Source organism: Vibrio splendidus 12E03 (assembly GCF_000272105.2).
GTDB lineage: Bacteria > Pseudomonadota > Gammaproteobacteria > Enterobacterales > Vibrionaceae > Vibrio > Vibrio splendidus_I.
The window spans coordinates 1-21978 of record NZ_AJZD02000010.1 but is presented as its reverse complement, the minus strand read 5'-3'; the positions used below and the strand labels follow the sequence as shown (position 1 = coordinate 21978).

Sequence of the window (21978 nt, the reverse complement as noted above, 5' to 3'; positions counted from 1 at the left end):
TTGCACGCTAACGTATATATTCCTGAAGAATTCCTAACGCACATCGAAGCAATCATGCCTAGTCATCTAGATATGGCTTCTTTTGTCGCGTCATGCCAAAAACCACTTCGTAAAAGTATTCGAGTCAACACATTGAAAATCAGTGTTGAAGACTTCCTAGTACGAGCAAAAGAGAAAGGCTGGGAACTGGAACCTGTACCTTGGTGCGAAACGGGCTTTTGGATTACAGCGGACGAAAGTGAAGCACCACTAGGTAATACGGCAGAACACATGTCTGGTCTTTTCTACATCCAAGAAGCCAGCTCGATGATGCCACCTTCGGCACTTTTCCAAGGTGAAGCTGATTACCAAGCGGTGTTAGACACTGCGGCTGCACCCGGCTCTAAAACAACGCAAATCGCGGCACTAATGAATAATCGCGGTGTGTTAGTTGCCAATGAATACGCAGCAAGCCGTGTGAAAGTCCTTCACGCTAACATCGAACGTTGCGGTGTCCGTAATGCCGCTCTAAGTAACTTTGACGGTCGAGTTTTCGGTGGTTGGTTACCAGAACAGTTTGATGCTGTGTTGCTTGACGCACCCTGCTCTGGCGAAGGTACCATTCGTAAAGACGCCGATGCGATGAAGAACTGGACGTATCAATCTGTAGTCGATATTGCCGACACGCAAAAAGACCTGATTGAAAGTGCATTCCATGCTCTTAAACCTAATGGTGTTTTGGTTTACTCAACATGTACGTTAAGCACTGAAGAGAACCAACAAGTGTGCCATCACCTAAAAGAAACCTTTGGTGATGCGGTTGAGTTTGAATCTCTTGAATCACTGTTCGACAACGCAAAAGCAACGACGACTGAAGAAGGCTTTCTTCACATCTTCCCTCAGGTATATGACTCTGAAGGTTTCTTTGTTGCACGTATCCGTAAACTAGCGTCTGTGACTCCACCAGAAGTTAAAAAACGCATGGGTAAGTTCCCATTTGAAAAAGCGCCAAAGAAAGCTCAGCAAGAAATCGCTGAACAACTGCTTAGTGCTCTCGATATCGAACTACCAAGTGATACTCAAGTTTGGATCCGAGATAAAGACGTTTGGCTATTCCCAGAAGCGCTAGAGCCTATGATCGGTGCATTCCGTTTCTCTCGCATGGGCATCAAGATCGCTGAAACCCATAAAAAAGGTTATCGATGGCAACATCAAGTCGCGACAACGCTCGCGACAGGTAATGAAGCTAACATTATAGACCTCAGCATCGAAGATGCTCGAGAATGGTTCATGGGCCGAGACGTTCGCCCAGAAGGCTTGTCAGGCAAAGGCGAAGTACTAGTAAAATACAACGGCGCAATCATCGGCCTTGGCAAATGGGTAGGTAACCGAGTGAAGAACGGCTTACCAAGAGAGCTAGTACGCGACAAAAACCTTTTCTAGTCGTTCGATTAAAGCTCACACTGTACTGAGAAAAACAAAAAGCCCAAACAATCTTCATTGTTTGGGCTTTTTCTATTCTTGTCGGCTAGTTCATTTCAAGGGAAGCACTGTAAAATCAACAATTAATTACATAAATATCAATTCAAGTCGCTATTTCCAATAACAAAAATCGCTTATTAGGAAATTTAAACTAGACTTCAGTCTAACAGTCAAAGAATTAAAACGATTAGCGTAGGCTCTTCGGAGCCCTTTCCCCTAAGCCCAAACAGGAAAGTTTGGGCTTTTTTTTGACCGACAAGCTCGCTTATTTAACTAGGCTGATGCCTTCTTTGTCGATAGTGATCTTGCCAGATTTGTACAAACCACCAATGGTCTTCTTGAACGTACCTTTGCTGGTTCTGAATGCAGAGAAAATAACTTCAGGAGAAGACTTATCATTCAAAGGCAGGTAACCGCCTTTCTTCTCAAGCAGGTCAAGAACCTTAGTGCTTAGGTCATCCATCTTAGCCACACCAACCTTCTGAAGAGACAGATCAATCTTACCGTCTTCTTCACGAACGTTTTTAATATAGCCTTTTAGTGTTTTACCAATGAACAGCTTACCGATGATATCAGATGGGAAAATCATACCCCAGTGTTCACCGTTCACGATCGCTTTGTAACCCAATTGGCTACGCTCAGCGATAATGAGATCGACTTGCTCATTTTGCTTATAAGTCGCAGGCGTGTTGTCTAACCATTTATTGAACTTCGTTGTACCAACGATACGGCTCGATGCTTTATCGATATACACATATACTAAGATTGACTGGCCTTCGTTTAAACGGCCGCGCTGCTCGCTGAAAGGAACAAGAAGGTCTTTACCTTTCACGCCCCAGCTCATGAACGCACCAGTGCTGTTAACACCTTCAACCGTCATCAAACCAAACTGGCCTACTTGAGCGATCGGTTTTTCAGTCGTTGCAGCGATCTGGTTGTCAGAATCTATGTATAAGAAAACATCTAGCTTTTGACCAATTTCAACACCTTCAGGAGTAAATCGTTTAGGCAGCAACACGGTTCCATAGTCGCTCGCGTCAAGGAATACACCGAAGTCTGCTTGTTTCACTACTTCTAAGTTGTTTATTTGACCAATATTAATCATCAAGGTTGTCTCTACTTTAAATTTGGCGGAGATTATACGTGATCTCTGATATGCTTTCGCTAGTTTCATTCATATTTTTACATTCTAGGAGACATCGTTGATCACCGTTGATAAACAAGATGCGATAACACTTAAAATTAACCATGCCATGGCTAAGACCAAAAAGCTCGACATGGACGTTTATCTATTCATTCCCGGTGAACTTGGACTGACTCCTGAAGTGCTTTCTGAAAGTGCCTTTTTCTACAGCTCGATCACTCAAAAACGTGCCTACTATAGTGACAAAACACTTTTACCTTTGGTACACAGTCGCTTAGCAAAACGTGGACGCTTATCTACAACACAGTATCGTGTCAGTTTGAGTCTGTTTGCCTACCAATATGTTATTGCTTTAGATAAAGCAGTCAGCAGCTTAAATAAAACTGATAGTGACGACGTAACGGCTGATGAAGTAGATGAAGTAATTGAACTGGCGTTAGATATTCTGAAAAAGCTTCGTCGTAGTATTCCCTATGAAGAGAACCTCAAACGCTACTACGCAAACATTGATAACTACCTTTCATGGTACACAGAGCAAAAGTTCTTATCGCTGGTTTCGCATATGCCACGTGGCAGTGAGTATTCAACGATTAAAGAACGACTCTTAACGCTTTGTGATAAAGAGACTGCACACCGTAAACTGAACCGCTACAACTCAGCGAGAGTTCGAGAAGACGTTACTCGCTTGAGTAACAAGATGCGTTTGCTGCGTCGTTTGATTGAGCACCCTATCGTGCTTAAAGAAAAGACGACATCGATGGGTAAGAACGTTAAGCGCGCCGTGAAAGGTATTGCAACGGGTTTGGTGATGGTTGTCGTGACCACTACTGTGATCTTGGCTCGTGACTTTCTTGGTGAGATTACCGCCTCTTTCATTGTGGCGATGTCTTTCATCTACGCTCTACGTGAGATCTTCAAAGATGATTTGAGAGATATTCTTTGGCGCTGGCTGCGTAAAGGTAAACCGAAATGGAAGCGTCGTTACTTCGACCCAACGACCAATAAATCTGTCGGCCATAAACTGGAATGGTTGGACTATGCAAATTTCTCTAAGTTAGCAGACCGTATTCAATCGATACGTAAGAAGCGTGTCGTCCAACGTGAAGAGCAAATCCTGCACTACCGTTCGCACACTGAGATGTCGACATCGACGTTCATGAGTGGTTATGAAGAGACTCGTGAAACGTTATCCATCAGCCTAAGGGCGCTGACACGATTGATGGATAAGGGTTCGAACAAGATCTACCGTTTGAATGAAGGGCAAGTTAGCCGCGAATCAGTAGAAAAGCGTCATCTTCTCAACCTGATCATTAAAGAGAACAACCATGATAACGAACCAACCTACTACCGTTGGAAGATCGTTATGAACCGTTCAAAAATCGTTGATATTGAGCAGATCACTCAAGAGTCATAGAGCCGTTATAAAGTTCTCTATAACGGTATGTGGAAACCATTCACATACCGTTGTTTTATCTCTTCAACGTTACCCATGACTTCTAAACCAAAATCTATTATTTAATCGCTATTTTCTAGATGGGACTTTTTTAATTGAAAGCGTAAGCGTGAACTCCGCCATCGGCTCGTCACCATGTAAAGATGGACAAGTCGCGATAATGGTGACGGGTTGATTGACCCGTTCTCCGGTCGACATGGTTTCTGCCAACATTGTGTTGATCAGCTCACCGTCGTGACAAGTGAAATGTACATCACCTTCAGGGCGCTTCAAAAAGTTACCCGTCACCTCTTTAAACGCCAACGAAATCTTTTCACCTTGCTGCTGAGATTTGCTCATCGCAAGAAAGCCACCCGCCACATCAGCACCGACAGCCAAAACACCAAAATACATGCTATTAAGGTGGTTCTTCGTTCGCCTTTTAAGAGGAATTTTGACCTCAACATGTTGGTTATCCAGTGCGAGCAATTTTGGTCTGCATAACCAGATCAGAGGCACTTTGAAAAAACCAAACATGCTCAAGTAGAAATTTGCTTTTTGTAGAGGGGTCAACATTCGGATTACCTAGTTAAATCAGTCATCAGACCAGTTAATCGATTAGCGAAAGAGATGTCAAAAAAATGTTACAAAAAAGAGATATCATCGCATAATGATATCTCTTTCATTCTCAAAGCTTTAGCGCTTCAAATAAACGGATACAGCCAGTTGATTTACTAAGACAACAAACCGATCTATGCAGTCACGACCGTTTCTACGCCTTCAAGATCAGCTATGTAACCTTGTAGACGTGGGTAATCCACTAAGCCTTGAGTTACTAGCAACACTGGCTTCTTCGCGTTCAGGGTTGCTTTAACAATCATATCCAACAAGGTAATAACCGCCTCATTTTGTGGATCAAAAGCGTGTTGCTGAGCTTCATTGTGTTTGTCTACGCCTAAAGTGAAAGACGCTAAGCTATCAACGTTTACCACTACACCATCGAAGTAATGCAGCAATCTTTCGCTCAGTAGCACTGCAGACGGCACATCGCACGAGAACAGTACTTTCAAACCATTAAGGCCACGTGGTAACCCTTGCTCGGCAAGCAGGTCAATAATCTTAGCGGCATCGCTTAACGCACGAACGTAAGGCACAACTACTTCAACGTTGATGCCCTGCTCACGTAATGCCTTAATAACCTGACATTCTAAAGCGAAAGCCTTGCTGTATTCTGGTGTCGCATAGCGAGCAACGCCACGAACGCCTAGTGCTGGGTTAATCTCTTCAGCTTCGCAGTTCCCGCCAAGCAGCGAACGGAATCCATAGCTGTCTGCACTGCTTAATGCGATACGAACAGAAGTGTGATTTGGCTGAACGGCAGCTTGAATCGCAATCACTAACGTCGACACAAAATGCTCATCGACTGTTTTATCACCAAGGATGGCATTTAAAGACGTTTCTTCGATATCAGTCAGTCTATCTAAATGACTTTCAATACTTGGGTGGTAGAAGACACGGTCCATCACTAATTCAGATAATGAAACGTATAAGTGGTTGGAATTATTATTATCGTTGTAAGAAGGCAGCACATCACCTAAAACAAGTTCTGGGTGCAAAGTGCTTTGATTTTCTTGAGTCATTGCTGCTCCAGCATTTTTATGTTGTGTTCAAACGAAAATACCGATAGCTGCCTGTTAATACAAGTGAAAATCCCTTATTTGACGCTGGCCCGCTGATAAAAATAAGAATATTAGCAATAACAGAGATAACTTTGACTTAAGAGAGTTTATTCCTCTGTTCAATTCCGTTATCTTAACCACTTCGCAATAGAATAAAAAAGCTATCACATGCCATTAAAAACTGATGAGTTGAGAACCCAAGCTCTGGATCCTATGCCAACTCCTGCCGAACTAGGCAATGCACACCCTATTACTGACGACGTTGCTGAGCGCATTAAAAATTCTCGCCGCCAAATCGAAGATATCCTAACTGGTCGTGATAACCGCCTATTAGTTATCGTAGGCCCTTGCTCTGTTCACGATACAGATGCGGCACTCGATTACGCTGAACGCCTAAGCCAGATTCAAGACCAATATAAAGATGAACTGTTCGTTGTAATGAGAACCTACTTCGAGAAACCTCGCACGGTTGTAGGTTGGAAGGGTTTAATTACCGATCCTAACCTTGATGGTTCGTACGCACTTGAAACAGGTTTGAATAAAGCACGTAAGCTTCTTCTAGATATCAACAAGCTTGGCCTAGCTACAGCGACTGAATTCCTTGATATGATCACAGGTCAGTACATTGCAGATCTTATCACTTGGGGCGCGATTGGCGCTCGTACAACTGAATCTCAGATTCACCGTGAAATGGCTTCAGCACTGTCTTGCCCAGTTGGCTTCAAGAACGCGACCAACGGCAACATCAAGATTGCTATCGATGCAATTCGTGCAGCGCATGCGTCACACTACTTCTACTCTCCAGATAAGAACGGCCGCATGACGGTTTACCGCACTTCTGGCAATCCATACGGTCACGTTATTCTACGTGGTGGTGATAAAGGCCCTAACTTCGACGCTGAATCTGTAGATACCGCATGTAAGCAACTGGCTGAATTCGATCTACCTCAACGTTTGGTTGTAGACTTTAGCCACGCTAACTGTCAGAAACAACACCGTAAGCAGTTAGAAGTTGCACAGGACATTTGTGAGCAAATTAAATCTAACAAGAACCAAATTGCAGGCATCATGGCGGAAAGCTTCATTGTTGAAGGTAACCAGCCAATGACCGACATCAACAACCTAGAATATGGCAAGTCAATTACTGACCCATGCCTGAGCTGGGAAGATACGGCAACAATGCTAGACATGCTTGCAACAGCAATTAAAGATAGAAACTTAGCTTAAGGAAACAACACAATGCCATCATTTGACATTATCTCTGAAGTAGAAGCAGTAGAACTGCGTAACGCGGTAGACAACGCAAACCGTGAACTATCGACTCGTTTCGATTTCCGCGGCGTTGAAGCAAGCTTTGATTACAAAGATGAATCAGTAAAATTGACTGCTCAAGACGATTTTCAACTGAAGCAAATGCGCGATATCCTTCGTAGCAACCTAACAAAGCGTAATGTTGATCCTAACGCGATGGAAGCAAAAGCGGCAGACCAAACAGGTCGCACTTGGCACCAAACGGTTATCTTTAAGCAAGGCATTGAAACTGATGTAGCTAAGAAAATCGTTAAGCTAATCAAAGACAACAAAGTTAAGGTTCAAGCGGCTATCCAAGGCGAGAAAGTTCGTGTTACGGGTAAAAAGCGTGATGACCTACAAGCGGTTATGGCACTGGTTCGTAACGGTGAACTTGGTCAACCATTCCAGTTTGACAACTTCCGCGACTAATTTTTGAGTTTGAGCGACCGCTTATTTAGATTGCTCATTCCTCATCACAATATCGTGTTTGAAAAGCAGAAAGCCACTTCTTTATAGGAAGTGGCTTTTTATTTATCTGGTCAGTTTAAATCGAAGTTCCTAGCTGGTAATCAGCCAACTCAACTAAGTACTTTGGCCGCTGACAATTTTAGGTCTTTGCCGACCAACAAATTAAACTCTACGCTTGCTGGTGGAATAAACACACACACTCGCAATTTCTCAGCTCTTGCCTGCTCAAGCTTGGTTGATAGCTCTCCGCTGTTAGCATAGCTCTCTCTTTCTGCGTCTCGACGGCACAGGTCGACAAATTCGAATGGACAATCGCTCGGTGAAAGTACGAGCTCTGCCTCTTGCATCAAACGTAAAGCCTTCATAGACAGCAACTCAACGTCCTGCTCGAATTCAATCCAAGTCACCTGTCCTTCACTATCAATGCCTTCCGTTAGCGCTTGCTGGTAGTATGATTCTAACTGCTCTCTGTCAGTCACCTGTTCGATGAAACTGGACGATAAAAAGCGCTCCCAAAATTTACGACGCTCATCGACAGTTGGAAATGACTCTTTGATCGAATTGCGTTTTGATGCACCGAAGTCTGCTATCAAACCTATATTTTGTGGCAATACCGTTTCGAGTTTTTCTCTAATATTTCTTACCAAAACAGGTGATGCACCGCCACTAGAGATGGCAATTTGGATCCTTCCGCGATTAATCATTGATGGAGTAATGAAGTCACAAAAGGGTAAATCATCGACCACATTGACAAGAATACCCATTTTTTTTGCATCATTATGTACTTGATGATTTAGGCTTGGATTGTCTGTTGTCGCCCATACCTGAAGGTAATTTTTTGAAATAATTTGCGACGAGTAAAAGTTTTGTACCCAGTGAAGTTGGCCTTCATCGACAAGCTGCTTTAAGTAAGGTGCTACCTTGGGAGACACCAAAGTCACATTGGCACCAGCGCGTAGCAAGCTATCGACTTTACGGCAAGCAACCTCACCTCCACCAACCACTAAGATTGACTTATTTTCTACATCCAAAAACATTGGGAAATAACGCATGTTCTTCCTTGAGACTACTTCAATAACTATTCAGCCATGCTACCAAATTTGGAGCATATTCATAACTACCGAAGTGCAATAAAAATATTTATTGACCAAATTTCAATCTTTTTTAAGGCTAATGCTCCACAACTGTGACATTCATTCAGAATATTTATCTAGTCGATTATCAATATAAAACTCTAAATCTCGTTGCACCAACAGTGTGAACTGTTGCACTATTTACATTCAGTTAACATTTGGTCATTCTAATTGTGTTCGGATTTGTGATTTCATTCAAAATTCTTTTTAAATTATACATTTGTGAAACTACGGATCCTTTCCTAACCTTATAAACAGTTGCTTAAATCGCACACAGTTTCATTTGCAAAATGCAACTCTTGTAATTTGAGCAACAAGGTCATAGAAAACGCAACACATAAGAGACACTCAAACGAGCACGAGTATCAGGTGTCACCTGGTTAACAAGGAAGGATACAAATGACAAATAAACTAACACTTCTTGCTTCAGTAGTAGCTGCATCAACTGCGATGATGGCAACATCAGCATCAGCGGCAGAAAGCACTCTGGACAAAGTCACATCTCAAGGTTTTCTAACTTGTGGTGTAAGTACAGGTCTTCCAGGGTTCTCTAACCCTAACTCAAAAGGTGAATGGGAAGGAATTGATGTTGAGTATTGTCAAGCTCTTGCAGCGGCTGTACTCGGTGACAAGACTAAAGTTAAGTATGTACCTCTAACCGCAAAAGAGCGTTTTACTGCGCTTCAATCTGGCGAAATCGACGTACTATCTCGTAACACAACATGGACACTACATCGTGACACTGCTCTAGGTCTTAACTTCGTAGGCGTCAACTACTACGACGGTCAAGGCTTCATGGTTAAGAAAGATCTTGGCCTAACAAGTGCTCAAGAGCTTGATGGTGCTTCTGTATGTGTTCAATCAGGTACAACAACTGAACTTAACCTAGCCGATTACTTCCGTAACAGTGGCATGTCTTACAAGCCAGTGGTATTCGATACAGCGGCACAAACATCTAAAGGTTTCGACGCAGGTCGTTGTGACGTGCTAACTACTGACCAATCTGGTCTATACGCACTTCGCCTAAACCTCGCTGACCCTAAATCTGCACAAGTACTTCCTGAAATCATCTCTAAAGAACCTCTAGGCCCTGTTGTTCGTCAAGATGATGATAAATGGTTTAACGTTGCTAAGTGGACACTTTCAGCAATGATTAACGCGGAAGAATACGGCATCTCTTCTAAAAATGCAGACGAAATGCTTAAGTCAAAAGATCCAAACATCAAACGTATTCTTGGTGTAGACGGTCCTAAAGGTAAAGGCCTTGGCATTCGTGACGACTGGGGTTACCAAGTAATTAAGCAAGTTGGTAACTACGGTGAGAGTTTTGAGCGTACTGTTGGTACAGGTTCTCCACTTCAAATCTCTCGTGGTGTAAATGCATTATGGAATGCGGGCGGCTTTATGTACGCTCCACCAATCCGTTAATAAATTTTCAAGCATCAATTAGGGCGGAGTTTTCCGCCCTATTTATTAAATGGATTTGAGGTTATAGTAGTATGAAACCTAATGAAACTATTTCTCCAGCGCAGGCAAAGCCACAGCCCAAAAGTGCCAACTTATTTTACAACCCCACTTTTCGCTCTATCATTTTCCAAATTATCGCCGTCGGGGCGCTTTGTGCTTTCTTTTACACGATTGTAAATAATGCACTCACTAACTTAGATTCCCGTGGTATCGCCACTGGTTTTGATTTTCTCTCCCAAGAAGCTGGTTTTGGCATCGGCTTAACACTTATTGAATACGACGAGACCTTCTCATACGGTCGTACATTCTTTATCGGTCTTCTCAATACCGCTTTAGTTTCAGTACTAGGCATCATGCTTGCCACGATACTTGGCTTTAGTATGGGTATCGCTAGACTGTCTTCAAACTGGCTAGTTAGCCGATTTGCAGCTGTCTACATTGAGATATTCCGAAATATCCCTCTTCTTTTGCAAATCTTTTTCTGGTACTTCGCCGTTCTGCAAGCCTTGCCTTCTGCTCGTCAAAGCATGAGCCTAGGTGAAGCAATTTTCTTGAACGTACGTGGATTGTACTTCCCTGCTCCAGTGTTAGAGCAAGGCAGTAGCATTGTCATCGCATCATTGATTGTTGGTATTATCGCTACGTTTATTATCAACATTTGGGCTAATAACAAACAGAAACTTACCGGCCAACAAACACCTATGTTGCGAATTGCTGCAGCGTTGATTTTAGGCTTACCTTTGGTGACTTACTTTGTTATGGGCATGCCTATCTCTGCTGATTACCCTGTTTTAAAAGGGTTTAACTTCAAGGGTGGTGTTAGCATAATCCCGGAGCTTGCTGCATTGATGCTTGCTTTAAGTATCTACACAGCAGCGTTCATTGCCGAGATTGTTCGTTCAGGTATTAACGCCGTAAACCATGGGCAAACAGAGGCTGCTATGTCTCTAGGAATTCCACGCTCTAGAACCCTTAAGCTTGTCATTATCCCACAGGCATTAAGAATTATTATCCCACCACTAACCAGTCAGTATCTAAACCTGACCAAAAACTCATCACTTGCGATGGCCATTGGTTATCCTGATCTTGTCTCTGTATTTGCAGGAACAACATTGAATCAAACCGGACAAGCTATCGAAGTAATCGCGATGACAATGGGCGTCTACCTAACCTTGAGCCTATTAACATCAGCTCTAATGAACATATACAACCGCAAAGTAGCGTTGGTGGAGAGATAAGATGAGTACACATCAATTTCAACCTGATCTTCCGCCTCCAGCGAATACCGTTGGGCCAGTCGGTTGGTTAAGAAAAAATCTATTTAATGGACCAATTAACAGCATCGTCACTGTGGTTCTTGCTTACTTTGCTTTTACTCTTATATGGGCAGTAGCAGATTGGGCATTCATCAGTGCCGACTGGATAGGAACCACACGCGATGCCTGTACTAGCGAAGGCGCTTGTTGGGTTTTTATTAGCGTTCGTTGGGAGCAATTCATGTATGGCTTCTACCCAGAAGCTGAACTGTGGCGACCTCGCCTCTTCTACGCAACGTTAGCCATTTTTGTAGCCTTACTAGCCTACGAAAAAACACCTAAACGTACGTGGATCTGGTTGTTCTTCGTAAACATCTACCCATTTATCATTGCAGGCTTGCTATACGGTGGTGTCTTTGGATTAGAAGTTGTTGATACCCATAAATGGGGTGGCCTACTGGTTACACTGATCATCGCACTTGTTGGTATTGTAGTGTCACTCCCTATTGGTGTTGCACTTGCGCTTGGGCGACGCTCAGAGATGCCAATCATTCGCAGTATGTGTACCGTATACATCGAAATTTGGCGTGGCGTACCGCTCATTACCGTTCTATTCATGGCCTCAGTTATGCTCCCGCTCTTTTTATCAGAAGGAACAGAAACCGATAAGCTGATTAGAGCACTTGTTGGGGTAGTACTATTCAGTGCAGCCTACATGGCAGAAGTAATTCGTGGTGGTTTACAAGCAATACCAAAAGGCCAGTACGAAGCGGCTGATGCTCTGGGATTAAGCTACTGGAAAAAAACCGGGCTTATCATTCTTCCTCAAGCTCTTAAAATCACGATTCCTTCAATTGTGAACACCTTCATTGGTTTGTTCAAAGATACCAGTCTTGTTTTGATTATTGGTATGTTTGATGTATTAGGAATTGGCCAAGCCGCGAATACCGACCCTGAATGGCTTGGGTATTCAACAGAAAGTTATGTATTTGTCGCGTTAGTGTTCTGGGTGTTCTGTTTTGGCATGTCGAGATATTCGATATGGCTAGAAAACAGACTTCACACCGGTCACAAACGATAATTAACAAGATCAAGGACGTATTATGACGCAGCAGACAGAAAACAACTCTCAAGGTCTTATGATCGAGTTGAAAGACATGAACAAATGGTACGGTGAGTTCCACGTGCTTAAGAACATTAACCTAGAAGTTAAGAAAGGCGAGAAAATCGTTATCTGTGGCCCATCTGGCTCTGGTAAATCAACAATGATCCGCTGTATCAACCGATTAGAAGAGCACCAAAAAGGTCATATCTTCGTTTCAGGTAATGAATTGACGGAAGATCTAAAGAACATCGAAGCTGTTCGCCGAGATGTCGGCATGTGTTTCCAGCACTTCAATCTGTTTCCACATCTGACGGTATTAGAGAACTGTACTCTCGCACCTATCTGGGTCAAAAAGATGCCGAAGGATGAAGCTGAAGCTATTGCGATGAAATACCTAGAGCGTGTAAAAATTCCTGAGCAAGCTGACAAGTTCCCAGGTCAGCTTTCAGGTGGTCAACAACAGCGTGTAGCTATCGCTCGCTCTTTGTGTATGAACCCTCAAGTGATGCTGTTTGATGAACCAACGTCGGCGCTCGATCCAGAAATGGTTCGTGAGGTATTAGACGTAATGGTTGAGCTTGCAGAAGAAGGCATGACGATGCTTTGTGTAACGCACGAGATGGGCTTTGCTAAAGAGGTAGCAGATCGCGTTATCTTCATGGATGCCGGTGAAATCATAGAAGAGAACAACCCTGTCGATTTCTTTGAAAACCCACAATCAGATAGAACGCAGAACTTCTTAAGCCAAATCTTACACCACTAATGTGTTATGATGCATAAACTACAGAGGCGGCTTAGGTCGTCTCTTTGTTTTCAGTGTTATAATTAGTTTCTCAAGATTATAAACAGCGACTCAGTGCGATAAAAATTGAACATCGAACCTTAACTGCACTTTAAGAAATACTTTGTTACACCTTCAGAAACACTTAACCGACTATTTTGATTATTATTTTACGTATACAAGAGGAATGAGAGACTTGATTTTTCGAACTTTCACCCCCATAAATGTACTAATAACTATTGAAGTCACCTTACGAGGAAGATTATGAACAGCCCTATGTTTTCACGCACAGCATCTCAAGAAAGTGCTCTGCAAACCAATAAAGTGTTGCGTAACACCTACGCATTACTGTCTATGACACTACTTTGGTCTGCTGTTGTAGCAGGCGTATCCATGGCGATGAACCTTCCTCGCCCGGGTCTTATTATCATGCTTGTTGGCTTCTACGGCCTACTTTTCCTAACAGAGAAGAACCGTGACAACAGCATGGGTCTAGTCTTCACATTCCTATTTACAGGTTTCTTAGGCTACACCATTGGTCCAATTCTTAATATGTACGTTGGCGCAGGCATGGGTGATGTAATCCTAACTGCACTTGGCGGTACAGCACTGGCGTTTATGGGCGCATCTGCTTACGCACTAACAACTAAGCGTGATCTGTCGTTCCTTAACGGCATGCTATTAGCTGGTTTCGTTGTACTGCTTGTAGGTATGGTTGCAAACATCTTCCTACAGATGCCTCTTCTATCATTGGCAATGAGCGGTATGTTCATCCTATTCTCGACTGGTGTTATCTTGCTTACAACGCAAAACATCATTCGTGGCGGTGAAACAAACTACATCTCTGCAACGATCAGCTTGTACGTATCGATCTACAACATCTTCATCAGCCTACTAAGTATCCTAGGCATCATGGGCAGCGACGACTAATCGTTCCCATCATTGAAGAATATCTAGCCCAAGAGCCTACCTCTTGGGCTTTTTTGTATCTATAAGTGCGATATTTCTATAGATAGCTACAATTTCTATTGAGAAAGATAAACTTGGTCATGTACCCTACCTGCATAGTTAATTGGATTCTGGATTAAACATGTTTGAATATAACGGCAAGCAAATCGAAACCGACGCTCAAGGCTACCTATTGGATTACACGCAATGGGAAGAAGGTATGATTGAAATTCTTGCTCAAGATGAGGCGATTGAACTTACGGATGCACACTTAGAAGTCGTCCATTTTGTAAGGAGCTTTTACGAAGAGTTCAATACCTCACCAGCGGTTCGTATGCTAGTTAAAGCGATGGAAAAAGCGCACGGCCCAGAAAAAGGTAACAGCAAGTACCTATTCAAGTTATTCAAAAAAGGGCCGGCAAAACAAGCAACCAAGCTCGCCGGTTTACCTAAACCAGCAAAGTGCTTGTAAAACCTAACTCACTTTAGGTTATTTAGTTACGCTCGATATAAATACTGTAGTGCTATAACTACAGTATTTTAAACTCCCCAACACGTATGTTCTGTTGCTCACTTTCTTTAATTTGACGCATCACTACGTTGTCTACTGTCGCGCTTGAAGGGCCAATGTTAAGCCAAGCATGTAGCTTCTCTATTTGCTGACTCTCTCCGACAGCTAATACTTCAACTCGACCATCATTTAAGTTCTTTGCATAGCCAGAGAGACCTAGAGTTTGCGCCTGTCTACTGGTGTGATAACGAAACCCAACACATTGAACTACGCCTGATACGACAAAAATATATTGCGAACTTTCCATAACGTTGCCTCATAAATTGTATGAATGATATAGTTTAGCTTCTATTCATTCACCGCTTATTGGTGGACTTACTTCGAGTATAACGATTATGAAAGAAATCCCATTTCGTTGGATTGACAAATATCTCATTCATCTAAAAATCCAAGAAAAGTTCTATCTACTCTTCTTATTGCCTCTTCTCGCCCTGGTTATATTAACTCTCGTTTTAGATAGCGCCGCGGACTCTTTACTTGCTCACCTTTATCAAGAAGAAATGCTCTTGATGAAAGGGCTTATCGAAGCCGGCCAACTCACTAAAGACCAAGTAGCTCAGCTTGTTAGCAACTCTGAAACCATCTCTTTAGGCTACGGTGCTGGTTCTGTTTCGGTGATGAATGGTGCATTCAGTCTAGTTGCTAACCATGATCAAAACCTTTGGTCTGCTCTATCGACGACTCAGGTTTCTATCATCGCTGTAACCTTAACGCTGATAGCGCTAGGTGTTTACTACATCATGACCTTCATTGGCGGCGCGATGTTCTCAATGAATAAAGCCTTGAACACTCTAGCGAATGGCGACTTAACTTGCCGCATGAACTACTTCTTAGTTCGTGACGAGTTCAGTGAAATCGCGATTACAATCGACAAGGTAGCAGAGCGTGAACAAAACATGGTTCTATCAATCCAAGAGTCTGTTGCTCTCATGCAGCAAATCAGCTCGGACTTGAACCAGTCAACACAACAAAGTTCAGACATCTCAGGTAACCAGCAGGAACACCTGAATAGCTTGGCAAGTGCAACGGAACAGATGGCGGCTACGATTCGCGAAGTTGCAACTCTTGCTCATGCGTCTAGTTCACAAACCATGGACGCTCGCGGCGTTGCTCAAAGTGGTCAAGTCAAGGTTTCAAATACATTGGAGTCTATCTCTAACCTATCTCAAGAGATCCAATCCGCTTCACAAGCAGTAGAAGAGCTTGATGCCAACGCGGCGCAGATCGATGAAGTGGTCGCAACCATCAATGGCATTTCAGAGCAGACTAACCTATTGGCACTGAATGCTGCCATAGAGGCTGCACGTGCAGGCGAGCAAGGTCGTGGATTCGCTGTTGTTGCCGATGAAGTTCGTGCCCTTGCTGGTCGTACTCAACAAGCAACGGTTGAAATCCAAAGTATGATTGAGTCATTACAACGTAACAGCCAATCACTGACCAAACTGATGGAAGTAACGGTAAACAATGCTGGTGAAGGCCAAACACTGATGTCGGAAGTGAACGTTGAGATCGGTTCATTAGCTGAAAAGAACCAGTCTATTTCAGATAGCAGCACTCAAATTGCTACCGCGGCTGAAGAACAAGGCGTAGTCGCTGACAACATTGCACAAAGTGTTGAAGAGATTCGTCATCAATCAGACAGTATCTGCGAGATGATCAGTAAGAGTAATTCCAATGTCGACCAACTTCGTAAACAAAGCGATACGATGGAAGGTTTGCTGACAGGTCTTAAAGCTTAATACTGATATCCAACCACTAAGTGTTGATTAATCATTACTAGGGCTGCTTCTGCAGCCCTTTCTTATTTGCTTTTCACCTGTACTTCCCCGACAATACCCCTCCTTCAAATTCAACAAACAGAGTAAATTATGACTCCTTCAATTCATCTAGCTAAAGGCCGAGATAAATCACTACGCCGCAAACACCCTTGGGTATTTTCTCGCGGTATCGATAAGGTCGAAGGCGGACCAAAACAAGGTGAAACTGTAGACGTATATGCTCAAAATGGTCAGTGGCTTGCGAAAGCAGCTTACTCTCCTGCTTCTCAAATTCGAGCTCGTGTTTGGACATTTGAAAAGGAAGAAATCAATAAAGCGTTTTTCATCAAAAGATTTAAAGACGCACAATCACTGCGTGAAGATATTATCGAACGCGATGGTTTGACAGGATACCGCTTAACGGCAGCTGAATCTGACGGCCTGCCAGGTATTACTATCGACAAATACCAAGACTTCTTAGTTTGCCAACTACTGAGCGCTGGCGCAGAGTTCAACAAGAGCATTATCGTTGAAGCGTTAGTTGAGTGTTTCCCTGATTGCAATATTTACGAACGCTCTGACGTAGCGGTTCGTAAAAAAGAAGGCTTAGAACAAACTGTCGGTGTACTACATGGCGAAGAGCCACCTAAGTCAGTAGTCATTGAAGAAAACGGCGTGAAGATCAGCGTGAACATCATGGAAGGCCATAAAACGGGCTTCTACATGGATCAACGTGATAGCCGTAAAGAGTCAATGAAGTACGTTAAAGGCAAAGATGTTCTTAACTGTTTCTCATACACAGGTGGTTTTGGTCTGTATGCCCTTAAAGGTGATGCTAAGCGTGTAATCAACGCAGATGTATCTCAACTGGCTCTTGATACAGCTAAGTTCAACGCTGAACTTAACGAGTTTGATATCTCGAAAAAGCGCGCTGTATTCCTAAACGCTGACGTTTTCAAACTGCTTCGTGAATATCGAGACCAAGGTACTAAGTTTGACGTAGTAATCATGGATCCACCAAAGTTTGTTTCAAGCAAGAACAACCTGACTTCAGGCGCTAACGGCTACAAAGACGTTAACATGCTTGCGATGCAAATCCTGAAACCAGGTGGTACTCTACTCACCTACTCTTGCTCTGGTTTAATGGGTACTGATTTGTTCCAGAAAATCATCGCCGACGCTGCATTAGACGCAGGCCGCACTGTTAAGTTCGTAGAACGCTTCGAGCAAGCAGCCGACCACCTAACGGACACGGCCTACCCAGAAGGTTTCTACCTGAAAGGTTTTGCTTGTAAGGTTCTTTAATTTTAAAGCTTTAGGATCTAGCTTTTATAGCAAAACAGACGTATTAAAAAAGGGCCTTTCGGCCCTTTTTGTTTTTAGTCTGGTAAGTTAACGAATAATTGATTGACCAAATTACTCAAATCGCTACTTATTACACTACCATCACCTTGAGCATTCACTGAATCAAACTGGTTCCCCGTATTATCAAGAATGATAGTTTGTGTTTGACCTCCATTATTCGCGTCTTCAGAAATAGTAATAACCAAATCTTTATCACCTCCACCGTTATCGACTTTCTCAATAGTGATATGCTCCAGAAGATCAGACATTGAATTTTCCGTTGGCAATAATTGCGAGATATCAAGATGGTCTTCCCCTAGAGCGAAGTCGCTAATAGTATCAACATCACCTTGGAATGGCTGGTCAACCCACTGGAACAAATCGTCACCATCTCCTCCAACTAAAATATCATTCCCCAAGCCACCAATTAAAGTGTCATCGCCACCTTGACCATACAGAATATCATCGCCTTCACCGCCAGATAAAACATCATCCTTGTCGTTCGCTCGGGATTGGTCAAAATCTTGTACGTTATCTGAAATATAGTTGTGTATATCTCGCGCTGACACAGAAGATAATTGCTGACCAGTTTCTTGAGCTACATACTTCTGTATCGCTGCGACGCCCTGCCCTGAAATACCGTCAAACTGCACTAAGTCACCGAACATGATGTCATCACCAGCTAGAGCATCAATTTGGTCTTCACCTTGCAACAAGCTCACCTCTTTACCAAGAATAACCTCTGACAATTTGGTTACATCTATTGACGTTTCAACTAGGCCATCAGAGTCATAATCTTCAAGAACGTCTTCATCTAGTGAATTCCCTAGTCCAATAGCGTCAACAGAAGACATCAATGCAAGCAGTTGATACATGTGTTGCCCTTGCTTGTTGACTCCGCCCTTGTCGTAATAATCGTAAGAATTACCATTAATGCTTAAGTCACCAATTCGTTCCCCAGTTAATGGTGAATATAACTTGTGCTTATCATCGATTAATACTTTACCTTGATAATTAACAACACCACTTGTATACCCGGCAGGCAATAAATCGGCCAGTGTTATAACTTGGTTCGTACTCAAATCATAATCGATCAATATTTCATCGAACTCACTTTTCATTAACCTACTGTCAGTGAAGGAAGTCGGCTCACCGTCAGAAATGAAATATGAAATGTTGTTCCCACCGTTTTGGTCAGCGAACCATTCAACAGCAGATTGGAATCCAGCTTCGTAATTAGTACCACCTCCGCCAGCATCAGTGATGGAATCAAGTGCTGCGACGAACTGCTCTCTTGGGTTTTGACTGCTCAAGTCGACAGATACTGACGTATTTGAATTGTTTGAAAAATCCGTAATTAGAATATTGACCTGACCGGAATGTTGCCCTTGTGAACTAGCAAGAATCGCATCAAAAACAACCAACAGTTCATCTTTTGCGGTTTCAACATCTCTTCCCATGCTGCCCGACGTATCGAGAATAAACGCTATGTTGTAATCCTCGCCAGCAACAATTTGAATCCCTTGAACGTCACCAACAATCAAATCGTTGTTCTCTGTTCCTTTGATATTATCATCACCGTGGGAGCCAGATTCCAAATCATAGCTTCTGAAACTTATATCTGCTGACGTGATAGTTATTGCTTCATCATTATTAATCAATTCAGAAGATGATGCAGATACAGAAAGCTCAAAATCAAGGTCTCCTTCATAAGAATAAGGAATTCGAAGCTCTGCACTAACATCACCAGAAACAGGTATAACAATTGAATACGAACCGTCGATGTTTGGAGATATAAGCTGACCACCAACGTACAAGTCGACACCATGAGGGATGCCTTCAAGAGTAAATTCATTACCTAGCGATTCACTACCATCGTTATCAACGAGTTCCGCTGAAATATCTAGCGGTATTACGCTGTCTTGTAGGACTGTATATTCTCCGGTCTCACTATCAATCTCAACAACAGCATCTGAGAAAATAATTCGTTCAATACCATATAAGTGATCACCATCTTCAGTAGAAGGTGAATTATCACTAGATGTATCTCTTTCAAGAGAATCTTTAACTAACCAATAAGGTACTTGGCTATGCTCCAGGCCTCTAAAATCAAGATCGTATTCAGACAATTTACCTTGATAGATAACTGTATCCGTTTCAACTTTACTATCCTGAGACCCATTACCACCATAAAACGAATCATTGCCACTAGTACCAACAAACGTATCGCTACCCTGTTGACTCAGGTTAACGGCTTGCTGATCGCCAACAAACTGCTGAGCCGCCGCATTGTCCGGTGCGATCATCAAGTCATCGCCTTGATTGCCATTATTGAAAGCTGGAGACTGGTCAACGTGGTCGAAGTTAACACCCCCAATAGATGTCTCACCACTACTTACAAGGTCTCTAATATCACTAGGTGAAGTACCAAATTCAGGCACAGCTTGTGATTGTTGCAGCTCTCCGACCGCAATAGTTACGCGAGGAGCATCAGCAACCGCACTAACGGTAATATCGAGAGTATCGCTCACACCAGTATTTGTAGTGTAAGTCACCGTCGGAACGTTACCTGACCAATGATCAGATGGTACAAACGCGTAACTACCATCTTGCTCAACCGTCAACTCACCAACAGTTAGCGTGATAGTGTCACCAACGTTATAGGAGGTTCCTCCTACTTCAATTGACTGCAGTGATAATATGTTATCTGCATCAGTATCGTTTGTTAAAACGTTACCAGAGACGCTTGTATCTTCATCTACAGTACGGGTGTCTGGCTGCGTGTTTGTAACATTGTATTCATGAACAACCACATCAATACTTGTCGTAGTCGTAGCAGTACTTGTTGAATCCTTTTCACTAGCGATCGCTTCCACATCAATAGTAAAATCGTCGTGACTTCCCGAAGGCGGTAAGACAGTTAGATTTGTCATCTCCCAACTACTGATATCAAACGTCTCATTAGTGCTAGTGAATGTGTGAGAATTAACTCCATCACTTAACTCAGAACCGATAGGGAAACCACTTACATTAACAGCCAAAGTTTCTGAACCATCAGTATCATTTAAATTTGCTTGCAGCTCCGTCAGTGGAATACGGGTGTCTTGCGGACCTTCATTCGTTGTATAGACCTGATAGAACTCAACGCCATTTTCGTTAATTAGTTGTGATGTTCTTATGTCAATATTATCAAGCTGAGACACATCACTGACTACACCAAAGTTCGTGTTATCTAAGTTGACAGGACTCGCGCCATCTACAGAAACATTGACATCGAAATTACCAGGGCCACTCTGGTTATGGTGGTAAACATCTATCGGATAGAAACCTGACACAGTCGGTGTAAATGCAATCCCTTGGATACTCCCACTACTATCTCCCCATCGAGCATCATCTGTAAGCTCGCCACCAATTTTTATCGCTAAACTATCATCCGCATTACCAACGAAATCATAAGATTTACCTGCTTCTAAATAAATTAAGCCAGTGATGAGTGTAGCTTGACCCGCACCTTGACTAGCATCACGCACATCGTTGACATTACTTGGAGAACTACTGTTGCTATCCAAACCATCGATGACATTTATCAAGGTAACAGGGTCCACACCATTACCAACCCCATATTGGGAACCAACAGAGACACTATTCCACATATTTACGTTGAATTGTTGATCCGGTAGTTCAATACCGTCTATGTTAGTAATCAAGTTAGGCGCATCAGCAATTGGCGTAACATTTATCGCTATAGTCGACTCTTGGCCTACGTTTACACCATCCGTTGGTTTGAAACCAATCTGTGCATAATCTTGTTGTTGATCCCCGATACCTGGAGTTGAGTGACTATCGTACCCAGATTCATCTTCATCCGGAGTAAATCTAACTCTATTTGCATCAAACTCGCCCTTGTCAATAACTTGACCAACCGAAATGTCATGCCACTGACCATCATCACCGAAATACTCAAACTGACCGTTATCTGGTAAATCGGTAATCTCAATACCTAGAGCTGAATCAGGTGAATCAACATCGGTAATTCCGAATGAACTCCATTCAATGAAGGTTGGTGTGTCTTCGTTAGTGTTAATAACACCATCTGAAGAGGTGGGCGTATCGTCTTGTGCTGTCACGCTCACGCTCAC

General features: G+C 42.9%; 18 protein-coding genes. 12 read left to right on the top strand and 6 right to left on the bottom strand.

The window, feature by feature from the left end:
• Complete coding sequence (rsmF, locus tag A142_RS01230; RefSeq protein ID WP_019823231.1) at positions 1-1422, top strand: 16S rRNA (cytosine(1407)-C(5))-methyltransferase RsmF; 1422 nt, start codon at positions 1-3, stop codon at positions 1420-1422.
• A gap of 304 nt (positions 1423-1726) precedes the next feature.
• Here the strand turns inward: rsmF and A142_RS01225 are convergent, their stop codons facing one another.
• Positions 1727-2635, bottom strand: coding sequence for a CvfB family protein (locus tag A142_RS01225; protein ID WP_017059694.1), 909 nt, complete (start codon positions 2633-2635; stop codon positions 1727-1729).
• A 28-nt stretch (positions 2636-2663) separates the two neighbouring features.
• Between A142_RS01225 and A142_RS01220 the strand changes: the two genes are divergently transcribed.
• Positions 2664-4019, top strand: coding sequence for a hypothetical protein (locus tag A142_RS01220; protein ID WP_019823229.1), 1356 nt, complete (start codon positions 2664-2666; stop codon positions 4017-4019).
• 108 nt (positions 4020-4127) lie between these two features.
• Here the strand turns inward: A142_RS01220 and A142_RS01215 are convergent, their stop codons facing one another.
• The gene (locus A142_RS01215) at positions 4128-4613 is read right to left on the bottom strand and encodes a PaaI family thioesterase (RefSeq protein WP_017630032.1); all 486 of its coding nucleotides are present in this window, start codon (positions 4611-4613) and stop codon (positions 4128-4130) included.
• A gap of 176 nt (positions 4614-4789) precedes the next feature.
• A complete protein-coding gene (locus tag A142_RS01210; protein WP_019823226.1) occupies positions 4790-5677 on the bottom strand; it encodes a putative PEP-binding protein in 888 nt (295 codons plus the stop codon).
• Positions 5678-5884: 207 nt separating this feature from the next.
• On the opposite strand from A142_RS01210, the gene A142_RS01205 reads away from it, so the two are divergent.
• Positions 5885-6943, top strand: a complete 1059-nt coding sequence (locus A142_RS01205) for a 3-deoxy-7-phosphoheptulonate synthase (RefSeq protein WP_019823225.1) — start codon at positions 5885-5887, stop codon at positions 6941-6943.
• 12 nt (positions 6944-6955) lie between these two features.
• Positions 6956-7438 carry a YajQ family cyclic di-GMP-binding protein gene (locus A142_RS01200; RefSeq protein WP_019823223.1) on the top strand — a complete coding sequence of 161 codons (483 nt, stop codon included), beginning with the start codon at positions 6956-6958 and terminating at the stop codon, positions 7436-7438.
• A 149-nt stretch (positions 7439-7587) separates the two neighbouring features.
• Here A142_RS01200 and A142_RS01195 read toward each other — a convergent pair whose 3' ends face one another.
• A complete protein-coding gene (locus A142_RS01195; protein WP_019823221.1) occupies positions 7588-8529 on the bottom strand; it encodes a precorrin-2 dehydrogenase/sirohydrochlorin ferrochelatase family protein in 942 nt (313 codons plus the stop codon).
• A 480-nt stretch (positions 8530-9009) separates the two neighbouring features.
• Here A142_RS01195 and A142_RS01190 point away from each other — a divergent pair, with 480 nt between their 5' ends.
• The 6 genes from A142_RS01190 to A142_RS01165 all read left to right on the top strand — a co-directional run bounded on the left by A142_RS01190 (position 9010) and on the right by A142_RS01165 (position 14639).
• Positions 9010-10038, top strand: coding sequence for an amino acid ABC transporter substrate-binding protein (locus A142_RS01190; RefSeq protein ID WP_010440731.1), 1029 nt, complete (start codon positions 9010-9012; stop codon positions 10036-10038).
• Positions 10039-10109: 71 nt separating this feature from the next.
• Positions 10110-11315: an amino acid ABC transporter permease gene (locus A142_RS01185; RefSeq protein WP_019823219.1), complete on the top strand. Its 1206-nt coding sequence runs from the start codon at positions 10110-10112 to the stop codon at positions 11313-11315.
• 1 nt (position 11316) lies between these two features.
• The gene (locus tag A142_RS01180; protein ID WP_019823217.1) at positions 11317-12414 is read left to right on the top strand and encodes an amino acid ABC transporter permease; all 1098 of its coding nucleotides are present in this window, start codon (positions 11317-11319) and stop codon (positions 12412-12414) included.
• Between the two features lie 22 nt (positions 12415-12436).
• Positions 12437-13201 (top strand): amino acid ABC transporter ATP-binding protein, encoded by a 765-nt coding sequence (locus A142_RS01175; RefSeq protein ID WP_017057207.1) that lies wholly within the window; start codon positions 12437-12439, stop codon positions 13199-13201.
• 282 nt (positions 13202-13483) lie between these two features.
• On the top strand, positions 13484-14149 hold the full coding sequence (locus A142_RS01170) for a Bax inhibitor-1/YccA family protein (RefSeq protein WP_017057206.1): 666 nt from the start codon (positions 13484-13486) through the stop codon (positions 14147-14149).
• Between the two features lie 160 nt (positions 14150-14309).
• A complete protein-coding gene (locus tag A142_RS01165; protein ID WP_017057205.1) occupies positions 14310-14639 on the top strand; it encodes a TusE/DsrC/DsvC family sulfur relay protein in 330 nt (109 codons plus the stop codon).
• A 58-nt stretch (positions 14640-14697) separates the two neighbouring features.
• Here A142_RS01165 and yccX read toward each other — a convergent pair whose 3' ends face one another.
• Positions 14698-14985, bottom strand: coding sequence for an acylphosphatase (yccX, locus tag A142_RS01160; protein ID WP_019823212.1), 288 nt, complete (start codon positions 14983-14985; stop codon positions 14698-14700).
• 88 nt (positions 14986-15073) lie between these two features.
• Between yccX and A142_RS01155 the strand changes: the two genes are divergently transcribed.
• Both A142_RS01155 and A142_RS01150 read left to right on the top strand, forming a co-directional pair.
• Positions 15074-16477, top strand: a complete 1404-nt coding sequence (locus A142_RS01155) for a methyl-accepting chemotaxis protein (RefSeq protein WP_019823210.1) — start codon at positions 15074-15076, stop codon at positions 16475-16477.
• Positions 16478-16606: 129 nt separating this feature from the next.
• Positions 16607-17800, top strand: coding sequence for a class I SAM-dependent methyltransferase (locus A142_RS01150; RefSeq protein WP_019823208.1), 1194 nt, complete (start codon positions 16607-16609; stop codon positions 17798-17800).
• Between the two features lie 74 nt (positions 17801-17874).
• Here the strand turns inward: A142_RS01150 and A142_RS01145 are convergent, their stop codons facing one another.
• On the bottom strand, positions 17875-21966 hold the full coding sequence (locus A142_RS01145) for a VWA domain-containing protein (RefSeq protein ID WP_139137149.1): 4092 nt from the start codon (positions 21964-21966) through the stop codon (positions 17875-17877).
• Positions 21967-21978 lie beyond the last annotated feature (12 nt).